Genomic DNA, 23,531 nt, shown 5'->3' on the forward strand with positions numbered 1-23,531 from the left:
TGAAGTTTTTACTTTTCAAAAGTAACAAAAAAGGTTTGAAAACTTTAGCACGAAAGCGCGTGAGATATTAATAATCTTATCCACAAAAAATAAGCAAACGAAAGCCGGATTTCTCCCAACGTAACAAGTTTTTGTTATCTTTGTTTCCTACCAAAAACAAAACAAATAAAATGGGTTTAGTAACCGCAAAAGAAGTTGCAAAAGCGATTAATGCCGACAAATATGGCGTTTTCGGGACATTTTTCGGCTGGTTACTGATGAAAGTGCTGCGGATTTCAAAACTCAATGAAATTTACGACACGAACAAGCATTTGAATGATGTTGAATTTTTGAATGCGATTCTTGACCAACTGCAGATCAATTTTGAAATTCCGGAAGAAGACCTCAAAAGATTGCCGAAAGACGGTGCTTACATTACGATTTCGAATCATCCATTGGGCGGAATCGACGGTATATTACTGCTCAAATTAATGCTCGAACGCGAGCCGAATTTTAAAATCATCGCCAACTTTTTACTGCACAGAATTGAACCGCTGAAGCCCTATATTATGCCGGTTAATCCTTTCGAAACGCACAAAAACGCTAAATCAAGCGTTGTGGGTATTAAGGAAACGCTTCGTCATTTGAGCGACGGAAAGCCGTTGGGAATGTTCCCGGCCGGAGAAGTTTCAACGTATAAAGATGGCAAATTGGTTGTCGATAAAGCCTGGGAAGAAGGCGCGATAAAAGTCATCCGCAAGGCGCAGGTGCCTGTGGTTCCGATTTATTTCCACGCCAAAAACAGCAGGTTTTTCTATATGCTTTCAAAAATCGGGGATACTTTAAGAACAGCGAAATTGCCTTCGGAATTGTTCTCGCAGAAAGACCGTGTGATTAAAGTGCGCATCGGAAAGCCGATTTCCGTTTCGGAACAAAACGAGCATACTACCATTGAAGAATATTCTGAATTTTTAAGAAAGAAAACTTACATGCTCGCCAATCCGTTCGAGAAGGAAAGCAAGCTGATCAATACTTCAAGCCTTAAAATTCCCAAAAGTCCGAAACAAATTGCGACGGCGGCCAATCATGAAAAGATGGTTCTCGAAGTCGAAGAACTCAGGAAAACCGATTGCCGTTTGCTGCAAAGCAAAAATTATGAAGTCTTTTCTGCAAGCCGGATAAAATTCCGAATATTCTGCACGAAATCGGAAGGCTGCGCGAAATCACTTTCAGGGAAGTCGGAGAAGGCACCAACGAAGCAATCGATCTTGACCGCTACGATAATTATTATTACCACATGTTTTTGTGGGACGACGATACCAACCAGATTGCCGGCGCTTATCGTATGGGACTGGGCTCGGAAATTTATCCGAAATACGGCATTGAAGGCTTTTATCTGCACGAATTGTTCCGCTTTGAGCCCGAACTGAATGAGATGATGAGCAAGTCGATTGAAATGGGACGTGCTTTTATCGTAAAAAGTTTCCAGCAAAAGCCGATGCCATTATTTTTATTATGGAAAGGCATTGCGCACACCACTTTGCGTTATCCCGAGCATACATTTTTATTGGGCGGCGTAAGCATCAGCAACCAGTTTTCGGATTTTTCGAAATCGTTGATGATTGAGTTCATGAAATCGCATTTCTACGATCCTTTTATTGCGCAATATGTACATGCCAAAAAGGAATATAAAGTGAAGCTGAAAGACGCCGACAAGGATTTTATTTTTGACGAAGCCGAAGCCGATTTGAATAAATTCGATAAAATTATCGATGAACTCGAACCGGGAACTTTACGTTTGCCTGTCCTCATTAAAAAATACATCAAGCAAAATGCACGTGTTGTGGCATTTAACGTCGATCCGATGTTCAATAATTCAGTGGACGGATTGATGTACATCGGATTGCCGACATTCCCGAAAGCACGATGAAACCTGTTATTGAAGAATTCCAGGCGGAATTGGAGCGCAAATTGGCTGAAAAAGGAGATAAGTTTTTTTAAATAACAGATCTCTAATCCGAAATTACAAACAAATTCCGATTTTTAAACTTCAAATCACAAACCTGTTTGAAAGATCAGGAGTGGTATTTATTTGAAATTTGTCATTTGTTTTTTGGATTCCCGCCATTTAATCTTTCACCACGGAAATTTCGGTTTTGCCGTGCACTTGCGACTTTCCGTTTTCGTCAAGGCTTACCATCGTGATGGAATCGATCGTGATGATGGTTTCTCGTGTCATGATATTGCGCACTTCGCAGGCAAGCGTTATTGAGGTTTTTCCGAATTTTACGACATCGATGCCAATTTCGACAATATCGCCTTTTCGGGCCGAACTCCGAAAATTGATTTCCGACATGTGCTTGGTTACAATGCGGGAATTCTGCAGTTGGATAATCGAATAAAGCGCGAGTTCTTCATCAATCCAGGCCAGTAATTTTCCGCCAAATAAAGTACTGTTCGGATTTAAGTCTTCGGGCTTGACCCATTTTCTGGTATGGAATAACATTTCAATTTGTTTATTATGTAAAAGTAGATAATAAAAAACAACTGAAAGATAATCGTAAGAAAAAACGTAATGTCTTAAAATTCAGACAAAAATATAGACTTTTCACGGCGAAACGGCTTTAATTTTTATCAGCGTTTGCTCTTAAAATCATGTTAATTTTACATTTTTTTATGAAAAAACCGTCTTTTTCTCAATTTTACGATTTTAAAATTTGGGCAATTTCTAATAAAAAATTGTAGTTTTTCCTCTACAAATTAAAAAATAATTAAAAATATCTACCTTTCATTGAAAAATTCTCAATTAAAGATTTAATAACAAGTGTTTGATTGCAAATAGTTGGATTTGTTTGAAAAAAATGTTATATCTTTGTTTGGAATTTAAAAACTTTATTTATGAAAAGAATTTTACTTGCAATAGGTTTTGTATTAGCCATAGCCAATGCAAACGCCCAAACTGACTCAGTTTATGTTGGCGGAGGATTTAACAAATGGTCAGTTGAGCTCAACGGAGGTGTAAACAAACCACAACGCCCGTTTACTCCGGGTTATACTGCAGCAACTCCAAGTCCTTGGAATGCTGATTTAGGAGTACGTTATATGTTCAATCCAAAATTTGGTGTTAAAGCAACCATCGGATATTACAGATTTCAAGGAAATGATAAATCCCTTGATTTCAAAACTGAATACTACAGAGGAGATCTTGAAGGCGTTGCTAACCTTGGAAGAATAATGAATTTCGAAACCTGGACAAAAACCCTTGGACTTTTGGTTCACCTGGGTGGAGGTTACAGCCAATTCAAAACTGAAGGACAACCATTTACAGACAGACAAGGTCACTTTACCGTAGGATTAACAGGCCAAATCAAACTTTCTAAAAAAGTTGTACTTACGGGAGATTTTACTTCCTTGACCAATGTAAGACAAGACAGAACTTTCGACGGACAATCAGCTGTGCCATTTAACAGCAGAGGTTTCGGCGGAGGTATTTCTCAGGAACAGTCGGTTTCACAATTTATTTAGGTAAAAATGCTGAGCACGCTGACTGGACTGCTGAAGAAAGCAAACTGAAAGAAGAGCTTGATGCTTTGAAACAAAGAGTTGGCGACTTAGAAGTTGCTACAGCTGATACAGATAAAGACGGTGTAATGGATTCTTTGGATCAAGAGCCAAATTCTTCTCCAACAGGTGTTGCGGTTGATTCTCACGGTCGTGTGATTGACAAAAATGGTAATGGAGTTCCGGATGAGTTGGAAAGCTATTTCGACAAAAAATACGGTGAAGCAAAACCTGGAAGCAATAATAATACAACTAACGTAAGCAATAACGAGTTGATCAAAAACCTTATCAACGAAGGTTACGTAACAACTTATTTCGATTACAACAAATCAACTCCAACGAATGTTTCTACAGAAGGTATCGATTTCATCCTTACTTACTTGAGAAACAACCCAACAGCTTCTGTTGACATCATCGGTCACGCTGACGAGTTAGGTAAATCAGCTTACAACGAGAACCTTTCTAACAAAAGAGCGAATGCTGTAAAAGCAATCCTTATGAAAGCTAAAATCGACGCTTCAAGACTTAATGTAGTTGCAGGAGGTGAAGATGCTTCAGTTGCTAAAGAATCAGCTGGTGCAAGAAAATTAGTTAGAAGAGTTACTTTCAGAGTAAAATAATCTACTGATATAAAATTGAAAACCCCGAAGTTCGCTTCGGGGTTTTTTGTTTTAAAGAGGTTAAAAAATCCAAATAAAAAAATCCAAATTCCAATTTAGCAAGGTTGCTGTTGGAATTTGGAATTTTTATTCTTTGGAATTTATTTAGAGCAATGAATCTTTTCGAATCACTTTCCCATTTCCGGTTTCCTTAAACCTCGGAATAAAAATCACATCTTTCGGTTTTTCATATTTGTCAAGCGATTCAAAGAGATTTTCGGGCAATGTATAACTTTCACCTTCGATCACCAAAACCAGTTTTTCGCCTAAATCTGCATCAGCAATACCCGCGACAAAGTAGCGACGATCAATTAATTTAGCCAATTTTGCTTCAATCTGCTCCGAACTCGATTTGATCCCGCCGCTGTTAATGATGTTGTCAATGCGTCCGCTCCAGATGAATTCTGTGTCGGAGACCAATTCAACGATGTCATTGGTGACAATCAATTCTTCAGAAATATTGGGCGCGTTAATAACGAGACAATTCCGTTCGTCAGTTGTGACAGAAACATTCGGCAGTACAGTAAAGAATTCATCGCCTACTTTCTTCGCAGCAATATGAGAGACGGTTTCGGTCATACCATAAGTTTCAAAAGATTGCGTCGGCAAAGACAAAAGCTCTTTTTCAAGCGTTGCGCTGATTTTTGCGCCGCCAACAATCATCTTCTTTACATTATGCAGTTCACTGATTGAATTCTGCGCCTGCAAAGGCACCATCGCCGTAAAATCATAAACTGTTTCATTGTTTTTCAATGGATGGGAGCTTGGCGCTACAAAATCCATATCAAGGCCGAGAATGAAACCGCGCACGAACATCATTTTTCCGGCTACATATTTTACGGGAAGGCAGTTGAGTACTTTATTTCCGGCAGACAATCCGAAGAAATCGCCAGTCGCAATTGCCGAATTCACCATTGCCTGTTTTTCAACACGAATCAGTTTCGGCAATCCGGTGCTTCCGGAAGAATGCATTTCGATGAAATCGTTGTTGTCGAACCAGTCGAGGATGAAATTGCCGACGGGTTTTTCAAAATCATCGCCTTCTTTTATAAAGCTGTAAGCCACGCGGCACAAGTCTTCACGGTCAAGGTGAAATCCGTTAAGCTTAAAGCGGTTGTGTACATTATGGTAGGTTAAATCCTGCATTATATTTAGTCAATTTGATTGTTTTGAGGTTGCGGAAGTACGATTTTTCCGGTCAGTTTTTCTTTCCATCCTGACCATTTGTACTTTTTACTAAAGGTAAATAAAAGAATCGGAAAAATAATAAAGACCGGCGCAATTACGTCGAAACCTGCCGTTGGCAATGACATGTCTTTCAGTATGGAATCGGTTTGAAAGGCTGACCAGTCTGAAGTTATGAGTAAAGCGGTGATGAGGTTATTCGCGGCGTGAAAACCGAGCGATAATTCGAGCCCGTCATCCATTAAAGTAATTATTCCAAGAAAAAATCCGGTGCCGATGTAATAAATCAGGATGACCGGCCCCATTCTCTCCACTTCGGGATTGGCGATATGTACCAGCCCGAAAAGCATTGATGTTATGAAAAGCGGAATCCATTTCCTCCCCGAAATAATACCAATTCCCTGCATAAGATAACCGCGAAAAAGATATTCTTCAAAACTCGTTTGCAGCGGAATAAAAATCACCGAAATCAGCAATAATATTAAAAACGGCACCAATTTGAAATTCAAAACCATCGTTCCGTCACTCGAAAAGTAAAAAATCACGGTCGTAATTATGGTAAACAACGACCAAATCGAAAACGAAAAGAACACGCGCTTCCAATCAACTTTCTGCCGGCCGGTAGTAAAACTCCTGAGTGATTGCCGGTGTACATATTTCACCCAGAAAAACATGCCTCCCAGCGCAAATGCGAAAGGAACGATGTTTTCGAGGAAAAATATATTTTTGCCTTTTTCGGCGATTTCCGATTTGATCAGGGCATTGACATCAATATTCATAAACCCGATGACGACGTAGTTGAGGAGCATCAATCCGAAAAAAACAACCGGAATCGGGAGGTATTTGATCATGGAATTTCTATTCCGGTAAGCCTGTTCGATAAACATAAAGAAGTATTTGTGATAATGACTGACTAAATTAATCGAATTTTTACAAACGAAATCAATTACTTTGTAAAATATAAAAATATGCTGCCATGATTCAGGTTTACCACAATTCAAGATGCACAAAATCAAGAGAATGCCTTGCGTTTCTTGAAGATTCGGGAAAGGAATTCGAAGTTATCAAATACCTTGAAAATGTTCCGGGTAAAAAAGAATTACGCTCCATCATCAAAAAATTAAAAATGAAACCAATTGAACTCGTCAGGAAACCGAACCCATCTGGAAGGAAAAATTCAAGGATAAAAATCTTTCAGATGCTGAAATTGTTGCTGCTATGCTTGAATTTCCCATTTTGATCGAACGCCCAATTGTCATCAACGGCGACAAAGCAGCCATCGCTCGTCCGATCGAAAACGCAATCGCCATTATTTAGAATCGCTAAACCGATGTTTTAACAAAGCTTTGTGAAATAAGGCTTAAACCAACACTTAATTTTGCTGTCGAAAGAGAAACAAATAAACCTTTTGATGAAAAATATTAAGAAAGTGATGGCCGCATGCCTGATTTTAGTATCAGGATTCGCCTTCGCACAACAGCAACAAGGCGGGAAAAAAGTAAAAGTTTCCGGAAAAGTGATGGAACAAGGCGCAAACGTTCCTTTGGAATACGCCACAATCACTTTACTCAGCACCACAAATCCATCGATTGTTACAGGCGGCATCACCAATGCTAAAGGAGAATTCGAATTTGATGTGATTCCAGGAAATTACAACATTAAAGCCGAATTTATTTCTTTCAAAACCTACGAAATAAAAGCTAAGGATATTCAGGACAACCTTAACCTGGGCGTCATAAGCCTGGCTGCTGATGCCACGCAACTCAACGAAGTAGAGATCCGCAGTGAAAAAACCACAGTCGAAATCAAACTCGATAAAAAAGTTTACAATGTAGGAAACGATTTGATGGTAAAAGGCGGAACCGTAAGCGATGTACTCGATAATATTCCGTCTGTGACAGTTGATGCCGACGGAACCGTTGCGCTTCGCGGTAATGATAATGTGAGGATTTTGGTGGATGGAAAACCTTCAAATGCCATCAATATTTCAGAAGCATTGCGCCAGATTCCGGCCGATGCGATTGATAAAGTCGAAGTAATTACGAATCCTTCGGCCAGGTATGATGCTGAAGGCGGCGGCGGCATCCTGAACATCATCCTCAAAAAGGAAAAAACGACGGAATCAACGGAACGATTATCGCAACGGCAGGAGATCCGCAGAATTATGGACTTTCAGGCAACCTCAATTATAAAACGAAAGATTTTAATTTCTTTACCACCACCGGTTACAACAACAGAAAAAATCCGGGTAACGCGATGACCAACACGAGATATCTTGATAAAGATACCGGCGCGGTATCCAATTATGTAGATGAGTCAAGGGATAATGAAAGGAGAAGGGAAGGCGTCAATTCGAATTTTGGTTTTGATTGGTACCTGACACCAACATTAACGTGGACAAATGCCATCAATTACAGGACAAACGAAGGCAGCAATCCGGAAAATGTGCGTTATACGAATTATGATGCGAACCACGAAAATGCTTTCAAAACGTCAAGGTTCAATGACCAGGATAATGAAAGCGAAAACGTGGAATATTCTACCAATTTCACCAAAAAATTCAAAAAAGAAGGGCATAAACTGACTTTTGACGGTTCGTTCGCAACCAATCAGGACGACGATAATTCGATCATCCAAAACAACAGCGATGTCGTAAAGTTCGAAAAAACACTCAATAACCAACGGCAGACACGCAACGTCATCCAGACCGATTATGTTTTGCCGTTCGGGAAAGACAGCCAGTTTGAGGCAGGTTATAAGGGTGAATTCAATAAGCAGAATACTGCTTATGAAGTTGATTCGCTTGACACAGCAACCGGACAGTATGTGCCGAATGCGCGATATACTAATACGTTGCAGTACAACGAAAAGATTAATGCGCTTTACACATCTTACGGCACGAAACTCAACAGATTTTCGATTTTGGCGAGTTTGAGATGGGAAGATTCTAATATTGATATCAACCAATTGACGACCAACGATTTCAACAATAAACATTACAACAATTTCTTCCCGAGTGCTTTTGTGACGTATGAGATTTCTGATAGAACTAATATTTCGCTGAACTACAGCCGCAGGATTTCGCGTCCGAGGGGAAGACAGATCAACCCGTTTTCGAATTATTCGAGTAATATCAACATCTTTCAGGGAAATCCTGATTTGAATCCGGCTTTTACCGATGCTTTTGATCTCGGATTTTTGAAACGTTGGGATAAAGTGACTTTAAGCACCTCTGCCTATATCAACAAAACGACCGATTCCTTTCAGTTTATCAGGAAAGAAAGCGGCGATTTTGTGACCATTCCGGTTGAAGGCGGCACAGATTACCAAACGCCGGTAATCCTTACGACACCAATCAATTTAGCGACAGAATACCGGATGGGATTTGAATTCACACTCAATTATTCGCCATACAAATGGTGGAAACTGAATTCAAATTTCAATCTTTTCCGCAATGAAACCCAAGGCGATTACACGTATACCGATTTTGCAGGCCTAACCCAGACGCAGAATTTTGACAATACGGCTTATTCATGGTTCACGCGATTGACTTCAAAAGTGACACTGCCATCAAAAATCGACTGGCAGACGAATATGAATTACAATGGCCCGCAGAACAATGCACAGGGCAGGAGTTTGGGCAATTTCAGCATGAACCTCGGTTTCAGCAAAGATATTCTGAAGGACAAAGCTACGGTGGCACTCAATGTTCAGGATGTTTTCAATTCGAGAAAAAGAATCAACGAAACGTATATCCCGAACAGCCTGAATTCTTACAGCGAAATGCAGTGGAGCGTGAGACAGATTAACCTTTCATTCACTTACAGGTTCAACAAAAAGAAAGGCGAAAAAGAAAAACAGCCAAGGCAACAAGGCGACGACAATGGAGATTTCCAGGGATAAAACCGAAAGGATTGTTGAAAGACAATCCTTTTTTGATTTTCAAGAGTAACAGTCAAAACTTATCTTTGCAAAATGAAAGACAAAAAAAGCAAAGCGGAAAACGCGGCTTACATCAGTATATTTGGTAATGCAATATTGGCATTGACGAAAGGCGTCGCCGGTGTTTTTGGGAATTCCTACGCACTTATTGCCGATGCGATTGAATCGACAACCGATGTTTTTTCGTCTATCCTTGTTTTATTCGGCATCAAATATTCTACAAAACCTGCAGACGAAAATCATCCTTACGGACATGGTCGTGCTGAAACTTTGGTGACTTTTGCCGTCGTTGGATTTTTGGTGATTTCGGCGACGATTATTGCTTATGAAAGCATCCACAATATTCGCACACCACATGAAATCCCGGAGAAATTTACGCTGTATATTTTGGCCGGAATTGTACTCATAAAAGAAATTTTCTACCGTGTCATTGCAAAGAAAAGCGATGAAACCAATAGTTCTTCCTTAAAGGCCGATGCCTGGCACCACAGAAGCGATGCAATTACTTCTGCAATGGCGTTTGTCGGCATTTCGATTGCGATTTATATCGGTTCGGGTTACGAAGCTGCCGACGATTGGCCGCATTGCTGGCGTCGGGATTTATCGTTTATAACGCTTATTTGATTTTTCGTCCGGCACTTGGCGAAATTCTCGATGAGCATTTATATGATGAATTGATCCTGCAAATCCGTACCATCGCGCAAACCGTTGATGGCGTCGTTGATACTGAAAAATGTTTTGTCCGCAAGACCGGAATGACTTATCTGGTTGATTTGCATCTTACTGTTGATGGCAATATCACCGTTACCGAAGGCCACGAAATAGCGCACCGGCTTAAAGATGCGATTCAGCTTGAAATTCCTGAGATTGCTGATGTGCTGATTCATATTGAACCTAGCGAATTGAAGGAAATTTCGCCAATTTCTTAAAGAAAAAGTGCCAAAGAAAAAGCCTGTTCATCAATTTGAACAGGCTTGATATTTTATTGGAAAAAATTTTATTACCAAATCTTCACGCGCTTTTCCGGCGCAATATACATTCCGTCTCCCGGAACGATATGGAATGCCTGATAAAACGAATCAACATTCTGCAAAGGCACATAACCGCGGTACAATCCCGGCGAGTGCGGGTCGGTTTTTACCTGGCTTTTCAACGCTTCATCGCGCATTTTTGAACGCCAGATGGTGGCCCATGAAATAAAGAAACGCTGTTCAGGCGTATAACCGTCGATCAATCCCGGGTTTCCGTTTTCTTTCAGGTACAATTGCAATCCGTCGTAAGCGGCATTCACGCCACCTAAATCACCGATGTTTTCGCCAAGCGTGAATTTTCCATCCACGAAAGTGCCAGGGCAAAGGTTGCAAGGCGCTGTATTGGTCGGCCAAAGCTCCGGTTAAAGCTGAAAATTGTTTCAAATCATCAGCTGTCCACCAATCAACTAAATTACCTTCTGCATTGTAACGCGCACCAGAATCGTCGAAACCGTGTGAAATTTCGTGACCGATTACGGCACCGATTCCACCATAATTTACGGCTTCATCTGCCATATAATTGTAGAAAGGCGGTTGCAAAATTGCAGCCGGGAATACAATTTCGTTAAACGAAGGATTGTAGTAAGCATTTACCGTTTGCGGCGACATGCCCCATTTTGTTTTATCTACAGGCTTGTTGAGTTCGCTGATGTTTTCGTTGTAACGCCATCTCGCAACCGCTTTCATGTTGTCGAAATAAGAGCCGCCTTCTTCAGGGCTTTTCAATGTCAGCAATGAATAATCTTTCCATTTGTCAGGATAACCGATTTTAATGGTCAGTTTGTTGAGTTTTGCAACGGCGCTGACTTTAGTTTCAGGCGACATCCACGGTAAATTGTTGATGCGGTTCTGGAAAGCGAGAATGACGTTATGGATCATTTTCTCTGCTTTTGCTTTTGCTTCAGCGGGGAATTTTTTCTCCACGTATAATTTTCCAAGTGCTTCTCCGACAGTTCCGTTGACAACTTGCAACGCTTTTTCTTCGCGCGGTCTTTGTTTCAAAGCGCCCGTAAGGGTTTTTCCGTAGAATTCCCAGTTGGCGGTTTCAATCTCAGTTGACAACTGTCCGGCAGATCTGTTCAGCAACATCCAGCGCATATAGGCTTTCCAGTCGGCTACTTTATTTTCTTTGAAGATTTCGTTCAACGCGGCCATGTATTTAGGCTGGGAAACGATTACAGAATCAATTTTCGGTAAACCAATTCCGGTCAAATACGAATTCCAGTTGATGGATGGCATCGTTTGCTGTAATCCCGCAACTGACATCGGGTTGTAGGATTTACGGCTGTCGCGTCTTTCCACACGGTCGAATCGCGGTTTTGCCATTGCAGTTTCCAGGGCTAAGATTTTATCTGCGTCGGCTTTTGCCTCAGCTGGTTTTTCGCCTAAAAATTGCAGCATTCTCGCTACGTGCAAGACATATTTATCTCTTTTTTCTTTCGAATCCTTGTCGTCGGAAACATAATAATCACGGTCAGGTAACCCTAAAGGTCCCGGATCTACACCCACGACATTGCGGTTACTGTTCTTGTCGTCAGGTCCAACGCCTGCACCAAAAAAACCGATGCCGCCGGTAGGTTCTAATTCAATCAGCAACGATTGTAAACCTTTAATGTCTTTTACCGCGTTGATTTTGGCGAGATAAGGTTTCAGCGGCGCAATGCCCTGTTTGTTCCTTGCCACGGTGTCCATCACAGATTTGTACACATTAATCGCTTTTCCCTGGTCGGTATCCGATTTGTATTTCGGATTTTTCGTTGCGTCTTTCAGGATGGCGAGCGCATCCTTGTCTGTGTTCTGGCGCAGTTCGTTGAAGCTTCCCCAAGTGGTTTTGTCGGCAGGGATTTCAGTTTTGTCGAGCCAGGTGCCGTTCACGAACCTGAAAAAGTCGTTGTTGGGCGTCACTTTTTTGTCCATGTAAGAAACATTGATGCCCGGTTCTTTCTTTCCAGGCGTAGATTGTGCCTGTGCTTCTGTAAACCCGACTATTGCAGGAATCACAAAAAGCAGCTGTTTGTTCAGATTTATTTTCATCAAAAATTTATTTTTCATCAACAAATTTATCGAATTTACTTTTTAAACAGTGTTAAATGACAGCATAATTATCACTTTTAAACACAGTTTAAGAATTGCCTTTTTGTATTTTTGCATCCAAATTCTGAAGATGTTACAATTTTTCAAAAAATACCGGATTTTCTTTCTCACGATGCTGGGTTTCGGAGTCGTTTTTCTGTCGATTTCGTATCAGTTGTTGCGTCCGAAAAAAACACTTCCGATTATGAATCCGTCTGACGTAAATCCCGAAATGGTGGATTCGACAGTACAATACATCGCCAAAAACCACACTATTGCAGATTTTTCTTTTACAAATCAGAATGGAAAAACAATTACGCAGAAAGATTATGAAGGCAAGATTTACGTCGCCGATTTTTTCTTCACGACCTGCCAGTCGATTTGCCCGAAAATGACCGCGAATTTAGTTGATGTGCAAAAAGCATTTTTGAATAATCCTAAAGTAATGCTGTTGTCACATTCGGTTACACCGGATACTGATAATGTTGCGATGCTCAAAAAATATGCAATCGAAAAAGGCGTTGTCGACTCCAAATGGAATTTAGTCACCGGCGATAAAAAAGCCATTTACGGCATCGCCAGAAAATCCTACCTCGCCGTAAAAACCAGCACTGCCGCCGAAATGTACGACATGGTGCACACCGAAAACTTCATTCTTGTAGATACAAAGCGCCGCATCCGCGGATTTTACGACGGCACGAAAAAAGAGGATATCCAAAAATTAATCAGCGATATCGATTTGTTGCTTACCGAAGAAGATTAATTTTTAGTGCACTGACCACTGATTACTGAAATCTGCTATCTGACAACTGCCGTCTCAAATAAATTATTACCTTTGTTTATTCAATCTAAATAAGGTTTGCAAACTACAATAGCCCAGCTCGAAATTGGCGAAAAAGCCATCATCAAAGACTTTGACATCAACTTTATTCCGCTAAAGCTGATTGAAATGGGCTGTCTTCCTGGCAATACAGTCGAAATTTTGCAAGTTGCACCTTTCGGCGACCCGTTATTCTTAAATGTCAACGACAGCCATCTGGCGATCAGGCTCGAAACCGCTTCTGTCATTGAAGTTGAAATCATCAAAGCATAAGCGAAATGCCTGAACCAAAGTATCAAAGTAGCGCTTATCGGGAATCCGAACACGGGAAAGACTTCGGTATTTAACCAACTCACGGGACTCAACCAGCAAGTCGGCAATTATCCCGGCATCACTGTTGAAAAGAAGATGGGCACCTGCAGTTTGCCGTTGGGATTTAAGGGGACGATTTTAGATTTACCCGGCACTTACAGCCTCAACGCCAATTCAATCGATGAAAATGTCGTGATTGAATTGCTGATGAACAAGAACGACAAGGATTTCCCGGATGTGGTTGTTTTGGTCACCGATGTGGAAAATCTTAAACGAAATCTGCTGCTTTTTACGCAGATAAAAGACCTGGAAGTGCCGACGATTCTTGTCATCAATATGGCGGATCGTATGGATTTGAAAGGGATCACACTAGACATTCCTTATTTGGAAGAACACCTGAAAACGAAAATCGCGCTTGTCAGTTCCCGTAAAAAAACCGGCATCGATTACCTGAAAAAACTCATCATCGAGTTCAATTCCCTTTCAACAGAACCTTGCCTCAACGCATCCAGCATCGACAAAGAATATTTTGATAGTTTAAGAAGAGCGTTCCCGACGCAGTCTTTGTATAAATTATGGCTGGTCATTACGCAGGATGTTAATTTTTCGAATCTGCAGAAAAACGTTGTCGAAACGCACAATTTTGCAAAACCCAACTCGGAATTAAAGCGGCTTCAGCAGAAAGAAACCATCAAGCGTTACCAGTTTATTAATGATGTTTTGAAGGAAGGACGCACAATCGATACGGCTAACGCGAAAGATTTCCGTGCCAGATTAGACCGTGTGCTGACACATAAATTTTGGGGCTACATCATATTTGCAACGATTTTGCTCGTGATTTTCCAATCGATTTTTGATTGGTCGAGTTATCCGATGGATTTCATCGACAGCACATTCGCTTCATTAAGTGCCTTTACAGCCGAAAATCTCCCGAAAGGCGTTTTTACGGATTTGTTGTCGCAGGGCATCATTCCGGGAGTCGGTGGTATTGTAATCTTCATTCCGCAAATCGCGTTTTTATTCCTTTTTATTTCCGTCCTTGAAGAAAGCGGTTACATGAGCCGCGTAGTTTTTTTAATGGACAAGATCATGCGAAAATTCGGCCTCAGCGGCAAAAGTGTCGTGCCTCTGATTTCAGGAACGGCCTGTGCGATTCCGGCGATTATGGCGACGAGAAATATCGAAAACTGGAAAGAAAGGCTGATAACGATTTTGGTGACGCCTTTTACGACTTGTTCCGCACGATTGCCGGTTTATTCGATAATTATCGCACTTGTCATCCCGAAAAGCAGGATTTTCGGGATCTTCAACACACAAGGACTTACCTTAATGTTCTTGTATTTATGCGGATTCGGAATGGCGATTTTTTCGGCTTACATTCTCAATAAAGTCCTGAAAATAAAAGGCAAATCTTTCTTCATTGTTGAAATGCCGAATTACAAACTCCCAATGTTTAAGAACGTTGCGCTCAATGTAATTGAAAAAACAAAGTCATTTGTGACCGGCGCCGGAAAAATTATTCTGGCGATTTCAGTAATCCTTTGGTTTCTGGCGTCTTATGGGCGGGTAAAAACTTCAGCAATGCTGAACAAACGGTTGTGAGTGAAGCTGCACTTCAAGGAAAGACCCTTACGAAGATTGAGAAAGACGAAGCCACAGCCTCCTACAAACTCGAAAATTCCTATATCGGTGTTATGGGAAAAACCATTGAACCAGTGATAAAACCTTTAGGTTACGACTGGAAAATCGGCATCGCCATCATCAGTTCGTTTGCCGCCAGGGAAGTTTTCGTAGGTACGCTTGCCACGATTTACAGCGTTGGCGACACCGATAACGAAGATCCAATCAAAGAGAAAATGGCTGCGGAAGTTACGCCCGAAGGCGACAAGATTTTCAACTTCGCATCCGGAATGTCGCTGCTATTGTTTTACGCTTTTGCAATGCAGTGCGCCAGTACGCTTGCGATTACCAAAAAGGAAACGAATACCTGGAAATGGCCAGCTTTCCAATTGTTTTTCATGAGCGGATTCGCGTATGTCGTGGCTTTAATCGCTTACCAGATTTTAAAATAGTCGATATGATACAGGAAATTTTAGCACTTTCAGCTTTGGCCATCGCCATTTTTTTCCTGTCGAAGAAATTCTTCTTTAAGAAAAAATCAAAGAAGAATTGCGGAAGCGACGACTGCGGCTGCCATTAAATCAACTTCACAAAAAGATTGGCTGCGATTTTACTCGAAATCGTCAGATCGTTTCCATTCACTTTTATTTTTAGCGAACCATCGAAGATTTCTTTGGCAACGCATTCGATTTTTGAGCCTAAAGAAATGCCTTGCTTGTCGAGATATTGCAGGAATTCCGACGATGTGTCTTTCACACCCACACAAATCCCGCTTTGATTTTCGTTGAGCTCGGAAAGCAATTGTTTTTCAATTTTGATGTAACTGCCGTTGCTGTCGGGAATCGGGTCGCCATGCGGATCTTCTGTCGGATTTCCGAGAAAATCGTCGAGTTTATTGATCAGCTTTTCCGATTTGATGTGCTCAAGCTGTTCAGCAATATCGTGTACTTCATCCCATGGAAAATCAAGTTTTTCAACTAAAAAAACTTCCCATAAACGGTGTTTTCTGACAATCATTTTGGCGGCGAGCTGGCCTTTTTCAGTCAATGAAACACCTTGGTATTTTTTATAGAAAACCAGATCTTTTTCTGCGAGTTTCTTAAGCATGTCTGTTACCGATGAGGCTTTTGTCTCCATTTTTTCGGCAATAGCGTTGGTGCTCACTTCTGAATCGAGAAGATTGGTGAGATGATAGATGGTTTTGAGATAATTTTCTTCTGAAAAAGTCATGGTTTTTATTTTTCTGCCACGAAGACGCTAAGACACGAATTTTATAAGCTTTGGGTTTTCGCGGCAAATAAAACTTATTTTTTCACAATAAACAACGGAATCGAAATCCGGTGCCTCAATTTATCAACAGTCGTCCCGAAAAGCAAATCTTTGAAGCCGGTATGACCGTGCGTTCCCATTACGAGAATATCGAAATGGCCTTCGTTGACGATTTTCGGAATGACTTTGTTTGGTTTTCCGAAGCCCAATTGTATATTGACCTTTATGTCATTTTGGCCAGCATTTCCTGGTATTCCTGTAAAAGTTTTTCGTCGATTGTGGTTTCGTGGTCTTCGATATTTTCGCCGTACATCATGGCGCCAACGGTTTCTACGACATGAATCAGCGTGTAATTTGCATCTGCACCGCCAAGTTCAAATGCACTGTTGATGGCAGATTCATCCGATTTTGAAAAGTCGACCGTAATCGCGATATTTTTCCTGTTGTAAGCGCCTGCTTTGTTGAATTTCAGTGCCAAATGATGTGGCGAATGGTTCAGGATGTCGTGTTTTGCTTTTACGATGAACGGCTTGAAAACGATATACAACAGTAAAATCAGGAAACCAATACACAAAGGCACCACTGTCAACCATAAAACTATTGGATACGAAGACGATGCCAGCCAGTCGGTCAATTCGTCGAAAACCAGTTTTGCATTCAATGAGACAATAATCAATGCAATAATCCATGCGGCGATTTGCGTGGCTTTTCCAATGTGAAAACCTTTCATTTTTGATTTATCGCTTACAAAATGTATCAGCGGAATGATTGCAAATCCCAATTGCAAACTCAGGATGACCTGGCTTAAAATCAGCATTTTTCCGGTGACGCTTTCGCCAAAAACCGATATTACAATTACTGCGGGAACGATAGCGATTAATCGCGTGATAATTCTTCTGACCCATGGCTGAATCCTTAAATTTAAGTAACCTTCCATGATAATTTGTCCTGCCAATGTGCCTGTAACTGTTGAGCTTTGTCCGGCTGCAATCAATGCAACGGCAAACAATACCGGCGCCCATTGCGTGCCAAGATAGGGTTGCAGAAATTGATGGGCATCCTGTATTTCAGCCACATGAAACATTCCATTCTTATAAAATGTTGCCGCCGCCAAAATCAAAATCGCTGCATTGACGAAAAATGCCATGTTCAAAGCAATAGTAGAATCGATAAGGTTGTATTTAAGTGCCTGTTTGATGCCTGCTTTGCTACGGTCAAATTTTCGTGTTTGCACTAAAGATGAATGCAGGTATAAATTGTGCGGCATGACAGTCGCTCCGATAATTCCGATGGCGATGTAAAGCGCGGTCTGGTTGGGTAAAGTCGGAATTAATCCTTCAAGGACTTTCGGTAATTCCGGCTGGGCGAAAATCATTTCGAAAATGAATGAAACACCAATGATTGCGACAAGTGCGATGATAAATGCTTCCATTTTTCGCATCCCTTTGTTGATAAGGAAAAGCAACAGGAAAGTGTCTAAAACTGTAATCATTACACCTTGAATCAACGGCAAGCCGAACAATAAATTTATACCAATCGCCATCCCGAGCACTTCAGCCAAATCACAGGCCGCAATGGCAATTTCTGCTAAAAAGTAAAGAATATAATTGACGAACGGCGAATAAGTTTCTCTTGAAGCCTGTGCCAAATCACGCTGGGTCACGATTCCGAGTCGCGCACTCAAACTCTGTAATAGCAATGCCATGATGTTGCTCATTAGTAAAACCCAAAGCAATGCGTAACCAAACTGGCTACCTCCGGCGATGTCGGTGGCCAGTTTCCGGGATCCATATAGCCGACACTGATTAAATATGCCTGCCCAAAAATGCCAGAATTCTCCTGAAAACTGAAGTTTTATTTTGTGTTGAAATCGATTCGTGTACTTCTTCTAATGATTTTCCCATCGTATAATAGTTTGCAATACAAATATATAAAAAGATTCTATTTATGGAATTATTTTTTTAGATTTGTCTAAAAATTAATTTAAACTATCAAAAATGAAACTGAAATTACTATATCTGTTTTTGTTGATTTCCTGCTATAACACAAGCTTCGCACAGGAAAAAGAACCAATTGAAACCGATCGCCCTGACCAAACCGAAACGCCCGCAATCGTTCCAAAAGGCATGTTCCAGATGGAAAATGGTTTCAGTTTTGAAAAGACCGATGGAAATTCAGAGTACTTATTATTGCCATCAGCCTTGTGGAAGTACGGTTTGAATGACCGTTTTGAATTTCGCCTGATCACCGAATTCGCTTCCGGGAAAACTGCCGGGACAAAAATTTCAGGCATCAATCCGGTTTTGGTCGGGTTCAAAGTTGAGATTGCAGAAGAAAAAGGCATCTGGCCAAAGTCTCATTCATTTCGCATTTGATGATTCCCGATTTAGCGTCTTCGAAACTGAAAGCAGAATATTATGCGCCGCGATTTCGATTTACTATGCAACACACGCTTTCAGATAAAATAAGTTTAGGCTATAACCTTGGCGCTGAATGGGATGGAGAAACGCCTGACGCTACATTCCTTTACACATTGACAACCGGATTTTCACTTTCGGAAAAACTCGGTTGTTATATCGAAGTTTACGGATTTGCACCACAAAACGACACAGCCGATCATCGTTTGGACGGCGGATTTACTTATTTGGTTTCTGATAATTTCATGATTGATGTTTCGGCGGATTTGGAATTACCGAGAATGCGCCGGATTATTATACGGCGTTTGGGTTTTCATTTCGTCTTTAAAAAAAACAATGTCAATTGCAATATCAAAAAATCAAATACAATAAAAATGACGTAAATTGCACTGATTGAGATTGATTTTTGATATTGAAATTGACATAAATTGAAGCATTACGACTACATTTTCACCGGCGCCGGATTATCCGCATTGATGACCGTCTACAAAATGGTGCAATCCGGAAAATTTGCCGATAAAAATATCTTGCTGATTGACGAAAATCCGAAAAAAACCAACGACAGAACCTGGTGCTTTTGGGAAAATGGAAAAGGCAAATGGGATAAAATCACGACACAAAAATGGCATCACGCTTTATTTGCCAACGCAGACTTCCGGCGTGAATTCAACCTGAACCCTTATCAATACAAAATGATCCGCGGCGTCGATTTTTACAGCAAAATCTTCAAGCGGATTTCCAAAGAAACCAACATCGCTTTTTTAAACGAAAAGGTTATAGAATACCATGAATCAGGCGATGGCATTGTGGTGCAATCAAATTCAGGATTTTTTTCGTGCAAGAAGCTTTTCAATAGCATTTATGATGCTGAGCCGGTTTTAAAACAGGAAAGATACCCGGTTTTGCAACAGCATTTTATCGGTTGGTTTGTAAAAAGTGAAATGCCGGTTTTCAATCCGAACCTGCCGACGTTCATGGATTTTTCTGTCGAACAAAAAGGCAATACGCGTTTTATGTATGTGCTGCCGGTTTCGAATACTGAAGCTTTAATCGAATATACGCTGTTTTCAAAAGATTTGCTGTCAACTGAGGAATACGAAACTGAAATCCAGAATTACCTTCAAAAATTAAACATTACTCAATACGAAATCATCGAAAAAGAACAAGGAAGCATCCCGATGACATCTTACAAATTCTGGAAAAACAACACTAAAAATATCCTGAATATCGGCACTTCCGGCGGTTGGACAAAAGCCAGTACAGGCTATACTTTTCATAACTCCGACAAAAAATCTTCCGCATTGATCGAATTTTTACAGACAGAGACCGACTTCACGAAATTCCACAAAAAAACAAAATTCTGGTTTTACGATTTGCTGCTGCTCGATATTTTAAGCGAAAAGAATGAGAAAGGAAGCGAAATTTTCTCTTCGCTTTTCAAAAAAGGCAATCCGGCACTAATTTTCAAATTCCTCGACGAAGAAACCTCTTTTTGGGAAGATTTAAAAGTCATCTTCAAATGCCCAACATGGCTGTTTCTACAAGCATTCTTCAAAAGAATTTTCCGGCTATAAAACCATAACAAAACTTTATAAGCGCAGGAAATATTTCGGCGACAATTCTTCTTAACTTTGCAAAGTTAAATTCACTAAACATAAAATTATGTATCCAGAAGAAATGGTAAAACCAATGCGCGCCGAACTTGCCGACGCAGGTTTTGAAGAATTATATAGCGCCGGAGCCGTCGAAAATGCGATGGCAAAACCAGGTACAACTTTGGTAGTGGTCAATTCCGTTTGCGGATGCGCCGCGAGAAATGCACGTCCGGGTGCCAAAATGAGCCTCCAGAACGGCAAAAAACCTGAGCATTTGGTAACGGTTTTTGCCGGAGTCGACAAAGATGCCGTTGATGCCGCACGCGGATTTATGTTCCCGTTCCCGCCTTCATCGCCAAGTATCGCGCTGTTCAAGGATGGCGAATTGGTGCACATGCTTGAACGCCACCACATCGAAGGCCGTCCGGCTGAGTTGATTGCAGATAATTTGAAAGATGCGTTTGACGAATTCTGTTAATTAGCGAATTTGCCAATTAGCGGATTAGCGAATGGAATTAACGAACGTAAAAAATTCGCTAATTATCAAATTCGCTAATCCGCTAATTTTTTTTAGCTTTGCCCCACGAAAATATTTCTACAACTTAAATCTGTTTATAGCATGCAACTGTACAACACTTTAAGCGCAGAAGAAAGAGCCGTCATGATTGACGACGTCGGAAAACAAAGGCTTACTTTGTCTTTCTATGCTTATGCGCGAATCGAAAATCCTACACAATTCAGAAACGATTTATTCCTTGCCTGGAATCCGCTCGAGGTTTTAGGGAGAATTTATGTGGCCCACGAAGGCATTAACGCGCAGTTGTCGCTTCCGGCCGATCATTTTTATGAATTCAAAGATTCGATTGAAAAATACGATTTCATGCGCGGCATGCGCCTTAATATCGCAGTCGAACAAGACGATTTTTCATTTTTAAAGCTTACGATAAAAGTCCGCGATAAAATTGTCGCCGACGGACTCAACGATGACACTTTCGACGCGACCAACATCGGAATCCACCTGAAAGCCGCGGAATTTAACGAAATGCTCGAAGATCCCGATACGATTGTCGTCGATATGCGCAACCACTACGAAAGTGAAATTGGCCATTTTACAAAAGCCATAAAACCCGATGTTGATACGTTTCGCGAATCGTTGCCGATTATCGAAGAGCAACTTTCAGAACACAAATCAGACAAAAAATTACTGATGTACTGCACCGGCGGCATCCGTTGCGAAAAAGCCAGCGCGTACTTCAAGCACAAAGGTTTTGAGAACGTTTACCAGCTCGAAGGCGGTATCATCGAATATACGCGCCAGGTAAAAGCCGAAAATCTCGAAAGCAAATTCATCGGCAAAAACTTCGTTTTTGACCACCGTTTGGGTGAAAGAATTACCGACGACATCGTTTCGCAATGCCACCAATGCGGACAACCGTGCGACGTGCATACGAATTGCGCCAACGAAGGCTGCCATCTGCTTTTCATCCAATGTGACAATTGCAAATCGGCGATGGAGGGCTGTTGTTCGACAGAATGCGTCGACATCATCCATCTTCCTGAAGACGAGCAGAAAGCCATCCGCCGAGGCGTGAAAAATGGCAACAAAATCTTCAAAAAAGGAAAATCCGATAAGCTGACTTTTAAAAATCATTCAGAAACACCGGTCGGTTCAAAAGTTGAAAACCCTGAAACCTACACCCAGCACCCTGTACTCAAAATAAAGAAAACCCTCATTGGCAACGCCATCCACTTTTTCCCAAAAGCCAACATCGGGCAATTCTATATAGATAAAGGCGAAATTGCTATCGGTCATAAAATCCTCATCAAAGGCCCGACCACGGGAAGCCAGGAAATGGTAATAGAAGAAATGTTTGTGAACGACATCGCATCCGCGAAAGCGACAGCCGGACAAACCTGTACGTTTAAACTGCCGTTCCGCATCCGATTGTCCGACAAATTGTATAAATTAGACGCATAACTGAGCCGATGGACGTTTACAAAATATTAAAATTCAACAATTACATCAAGAACCACCGTGTCAAATTTCTGGGGCTGTGGCTGTTTTCGGTGTTGAATAAACGGTATTTGTCCATTCAGTTAGATCCGGTTCTGGCGTGTAATTTACGCTGCAAGATGTGCTATTTCACCGATGCCGATTTCGTCAAAAAAAACATGAAAGGCATCATGAAAGAAGAAAATCTCGAAGTTTTGGGCAAGACAATCTTCAAAAACGCAATGAAACTGCAAATCGGCTGCGGCGCAGAACCGACATTGTTCAAGCACAACACGAAGCTGATCGAAATCGCCAAATCGTATAAAGTACCTTACATCAGCATGGTCACGAACGGCAATTTGCTCGACCGCAAAAATGTGGCTGAATTTGCTGAAGCAGGCCTGGATGAATTCATCCTTTCAATGCATGGCGTAACGAAAGAAACGTATGAAGACCTTATGGATAAAGGCGTTTATGAAAAATTCCACGATGTCCTGCAATCCATTACCGAACAGAAAAAAACCAACCCGAATTTGCGTTTGCGCATCAATTATACTTTCAACGAGGATAATTTTTACCAGTTGAAGGATTTTTTTGAGGTGTACGGAAAATACAAAATCGACATCATCCAACTGCGTCCGATTGATAAGATTGGCGAGACGACTTACAATAATTTCAGCCTCAAGAAAATCGAAAATGATTACTTCGAAATTTCTAATTTTTTGAAGGAAGAAGCGCACAAAAGAGGCATTACGCTGTTGTATCCGCAATCAGTTTACAGAAATGAAAGCGAGTCGTTAAAAGTAAAAACCCAAAACGACAGCTCTTATTTGCTGCCCTACACGTACTGCTATGTTTCCCCGGATTTTTTCTGGAAAGACGATTTCGACTGGAAAACAGAAACTTTCGCTTCCTGGAAAAAACGCAATAAATGGGACAGCCGGATTTTTAAAAACGCTTTCATCTCCAAAAAATCACTCGAGCAAACCAATCGGAATATGCTCAATTATTCTGTCGATATCAACTAAAAAACTTTGTGCCTTCGCGCCTTTGCGGTCGTATAAAATTTCAATTA

At 41.0% G+C, this 23,531-nt stretch carries 17 protein-coding genes and 6 pseudogenes; 17 read left to right on the forward strand and 6 right to left on the reverse strand.

The features are described 5' to 3' along the window. Positions 1-170: 170 nt before the first annotated feature. Positions 171-1,980, forward strand: a pseudogene (locus ACSLFW_RS03740) (GNAT family N-acyltransferase). A gap of 127 nt (positions 1,981-2,107) precedes the next feature. Here the strand turns inward: ACSLFW_RS03740 and ACSLFW_RS03745 are convergent. After that, entirely contained in the window at positions 2,108-2,485 is a 378-nt protein-coding gene (locus ACSLFW_RS03745; RefSeq protein WP_436554704.1) for an acyl-CoA thioesterase, read from the reverse strand. A gap of 392 nt (positions 2,486-2,877) precedes the next feature. Between ACSLFW_RS03745 and ACSLFW_RS03750 the strand changes: the two genes are divergently transcribed. Beyond that, on the forward strand, positions 2,878-3,504 hold the full coding sequence (locus ACSLFW_RS03750) for an outer membrane beta-barrel protein (RefSeq protein ID WP_436554705.1): 627 nt from the start codon (positions 2,878-2,880) through the stop codon (positions 3,502-3,504). A 65-nt stretch (positions 3,505-3,569) separates the two neighbouring features. Continuing rightward, the gene (locus tag ACSLFW_RS03755) at positions 3,570-4,160 is read left to right on the forward strand and encodes an OmpA family protein (RefSeq protein ID WP_436554706.1); all 591 of its coding nucleotides are present in this window, start codon (positions 3,570-3,572) and stop codon (positions 4,158-4,160) included. 144 nt (positions 4,161-4,304) lie between these two features. On the opposite strand, the gene ACSLFW_RS03760 is transcribed toward ACSLFW_RS03755, so the two are convergent. Together ACSLFW_RS03760 and ACSLFW_RS03765 are read right to left on the reverse strand one after the other, a co-directional pair. After that, complete coding sequence (locus ACSLFW_RS03760; protein ID WP_436554707.1) at positions 4,305-5,345, reverse strand: AMP-binding protein; 1,041 nt, start codon at positions 5,343-5,345, stop codon at positions 4,305-4,307. Positions 5,346-5,350: 5 nt separating this feature from the next. After that, complete coding sequence (locus ACSLFW_RS03765) at positions 5,351-6,235, reverse strand: CPBP family intramembrane glutamic endopeptidase (protein ID WP_436554708.1); 885 nt, start codon at positions 6,233-6,235, stop codon at positions 5,351-5,353. Between the two features lie 125 nt (positions 6,236-6,360). Between ACSLFW_RS03765 and arsC the strand changes: the two are divergent. The 4 genes and pseudogenes from arsC to ACSLFW_RS03785 all read left to right on the forward strand — a co-directional run bounded on the left by arsC (position 6,361) and on the right by ACSLFW_RS03785 (position 10,255). Then, positions 6,361-6,701: pseudogene (arsC, locus tag ACSLFW_RS03770) on the forward strand (arsenate reductase (glutaredoxin)). Positions 6,702-6,795: 94 nt separating this feature from the next. Continuing rightward, positions 6,796-7,644 carry a carboxypeptidase-like regulatory domain-containing protein gene (locus ACSLFW_RS03775; protein WP_436554709.1) on the forward strand — a complete coding sequence of 283 codons (849 nt, stop codon included), beginning with the start codon at positions 6,796-6,798 and terminating at the stop codon, positions 7,642-7,644. Next, positions 7,641-9,287: an outer membrane beta-barrel family protein gene (locus tag ACSLFW_RS03780; RefSeq protein ID WP_436554710.1), complete on the forward strand. Its 1,647-nt coding sequence runs from the start codon at positions 7,641-7,643 to the stop codon at positions 9,285-9,287. Before ACSLFW_RS03775 ends, ACSLFW_RS03780 begins: the two co-directional genes overlap by 4 nt. Before the next feature lie 72 nt (positions 9,288-9,359). Beyond that, positions 9,360-10,255 (forward strand): annotated as a pseudogene (locus ACSLFW_RS03785) (cation diffusion facilitator family transporter). 71 nt (positions 10,256-10,326) lie between these two features. Here ACSLFW_RS03785 and ACSLFW_RS03790 read toward each other — a convergent pair. Further along, a pseudogene (locus tag ACSLFW_RS03790) lies at positions 10,327-12,391 on the reverse strand (M13 family metallopeptidase). A gap of 130 nt (positions 12,392-12,521) precedes the next feature. On the opposite strand from ACSLFW_RS03790, the gene ACSLFW_RS03795 reads away from it, so the two are divergent. From ACSLFW_RS03795 to ACSLFW_RS03810, 4 genes and pseudogenes are all read left to right on the forward strand, one after another. Continuing rightward, complete coding sequence (locus ACSLFW_RS03795; protein ID WP_436554711.1) at positions 12,522-13,193, forward strand: SCO family protein; 672 nt, start codon at positions 12,522-12,524, stop codon at positions 13,191-13,193. A gap of 96 nt (positions 13,194-13,289) precedes the next feature. Beyond that, complete coding sequence (locus tag ACSLFW_RS03800; RefSeq protein WP_436554712.1) at positions 13,290-13,523, forward strand: FeoA family protein; 234 nt, start codon at positions 13,290-13,292, stop codon at positions 13,521-13,523. Between the two features lie 9 nt (positions 13,524-13,532). Next, a pseudogene (feoB, locus tag ACSLFW_RS03805) lies at positions 13,533-15,634 on the forward strand (ferrous iron transport protein B). Positions 15,635-15,639: 5 nt separating this feature from the next. Continuing rightward, the gene (locus tag ACSLFW_RS03810) at positions 15,640-15,762 is read left to right on the forward strand and encodes a FeoB-associated Cys-rich membrane protein (RefSeq protein WP_436554713.1); all 123 of its coding nucleotides are present in this window, start codon (positions 15,640-15,642) and stop codon (positions 15,760-15,762) included. On the opposite strand, the gene ACSLFW_RS03815 is transcribed toward ACSLFW_RS03810, so the two are convergent. Both ACSLFW_RS03815 and ACSLFW_RS03820 read right to left on the reverse strand, forming a co-directional pair. Beyond that, on the reverse strand, positions 15,759-16,412 hold the full coding sequence (locus ACSLFW_RS03815; RefSeq protein ID WP_436554714.1) for a metal-dependent transcriptional regulator: 654 nt from the start codon (positions 16,410-16,412) through the stop codon (positions 15,759-15,761). The genes ACSLFW_RS03810 and ACSLFW_RS03815 overlap by 4 nt on opposite strands. Before the next feature lie 74 nt (positions 16,413-16,486). Next, positions 16,487-18,355: pseudogene (locus ACSLFW_RS03820) on the reverse strand (Nramp family divalent metal transporter). A gap of 93 nt (positions 18,356-18,448) precedes the next feature. On the opposite strand from ACSLFW_RS03820, the gene ACSLFW_RS03825 reads away from it, so the two are divergent. From ACSLFW_RS03825 to ACSLFW_RS03850, 6 genes are all read left to right on the forward strand, one after another. Further along, positions 18,449-18,826 carry a hypothetical protein gene (locus ACSLFW_RS03825; RefSeq protein ID WP_436554715.1) on the forward strand — a complete coding sequence of 126 codons (378 nt, stop codon included), beginning with the start codon at positions 18,449-18,451 and terminating at the stop codon, positions 18,824-18,826. After that, positions 18,826-19,251 carry a transporter gene (locus ACSLFW_RS03830; RefSeq protein ID WP_436554716.1) on the forward strand — a complete coding sequence of 142 codons (426 nt, stop codon included), beginning with the start codon at positions 18,826-18,828 and terminating at the stop codon, positions 19,249-19,251. The genes ACSLFW_RS03825 and ACSLFW_RS03830 overlap by 1 nt, the downstream gene beginning before the upstream one ends. A gap of 45 nt (positions 19,252-19,296) precedes the next feature. Next, positions 19,297-20,442: a lycopene cyclase family protein gene (locus ACSLFW_RS03835; protein WP_436554717.1), complete on the forward strand. Its 1,146-nt coding sequence runs from the start codon at positions 19,297-19,299 to the stop codon at positions 20,440-20,442. 88 nt (positions 20,443-20,530) lie between these two features. Further along, positions 20,531-20,941: a BrxA/BrxB family bacilliredoxin gene (locus ACSLFW_RS03840; RefSeq protein WP_436554718.1), complete on the forward strand. Its 411-nt coding sequence runs from the start codon at positions 20,531-20,533 to the stop codon at positions 20,939-20,941. A gap of 141 nt (positions 20,942-21,082) precedes the next feature. Next, positions 21,083-22,441 carry an oxygen-dependent tRNA uridine(34) hydroxylase TrhO gene (trhO, locus tag ACSLFW_RS03845; RefSeq protein ID WP_436554719.1) on the forward strand — a complete coding sequence of 453 codons (1,359 nt, stop codon included), beginning with the start codon at positions 21,083-21,085 and terminating at the stop codon, positions 22,439-22,441. A gap of 107 nt (positions 22,442-22,548) precedes the next feature. Beyond that, positions 22,549-23,484, forward strand: coding sequence for a radical SAM protein (locus ACSLFW_RS03850; protein ID WP_436554720.1), 936 nt, complete (start codon positions 22,549-22,551; stop codon positions 23,482-23,484). Positions 23,485-23,531: the final 47 nt, after the last annotated feature.

The sequence above is a fragment of the Flavobacterium sp. 3HN19-14 genome, from assembly GCF_051373205.1.
Classification (GTDB): Bacteria; Bacteroidota; Bacteroidia; order Flavobacteriales; family Flavobacteriaceae; genus Flavobacterium.

Coding starts and splice junctions, on each gene's coding strand:
- ACSLFW_RS03830 (WP_436554716.1), top strand. CDS start 18,826: ATGATTCCCGATTTAGCGTCTTCGAAACTGAAAGCAGAATATTATGCG.
- ACSLFW_RS03815 (WP_436554714.1), bottom strand. CDS start 16,412: ATGACTTTTTCAGAAGAAAATTATCTCAAAACCATCTATCATCTCACC.
- ACSLFW_RS03795 (WP_436554711.1), top strand. CDS start 12,522: ATGTTACAATTTTTCAAAAAATACCGGATTTTCTTTCTCACGATGCTG.
- trhO (WP_436554719.1), top strand. CDS start 21,083: ATGCAACTGTACAACACTTTAAGCGCAGAAGAAAGAGCCGTCATGATT.
- ACSLFW_RS03810 (WP_436554713.1), top strand. CDS start 15,640: ATGATACAGGAAATTTTAGCACTTTCAGCTTTGGCCATCGCCATTTTT.
- ACSLFW_RS03780 (WP_436554710.1), top strand. CDS start 7,641: ATGACCAACACGAGATATCTTGATAAAGATACCGGCGCGGTATCCAAT.
- ACSLFW_RS03750 (WP_436554705.1), top strand. CDS start 2,878: ATGAAAAGAATTTTACTTGCAATAGGTTTTGTATTAGCCATAGCCAAT.
- ACSLFW_RS03840 (WP_436554718.1), top strand. CDS start 20,531: ATGTATCCAGAAGAAATGGTAAAACCAATGCGCGCCGAACTTGCCGAC.
- ACSLFW_RS03825 (WP_436554715.1), top strand. CDS start 18,449: ATGAAACTGAAATTACTATATCTGTTTTTGTTGATTTCCTGCTATAAC.
- ACSLFW_RS03760 (WP_436554707.1), bottom strand. CDS start 5,345: ATGCAGGATTTAACCTACCATAATGTACACAACCGCTTTAAGCTTAAC.
- ACSLFW_RS03775 (WP_436554709.1), top strand. CDS start 6,796: ATGAAAAATATTAAGAAAGTGATGGCCGCATGCCTGATTTTAGTATCA.
- ACSLFW_RS03745 (WP_436554704.1), bottom strand. CDS start 2,485: ATGTTATTCCATACCAGAAAATGGGTCAAGCCCGAAGACTTAAATCCG.
- ACSLFW_RS03765 (WP_436554708.1), bottom strand. CDS start 6,235: ATGATCAAATACCTCCCGATTCCGGTTGTTTTTTTCGGATTGATGCTC.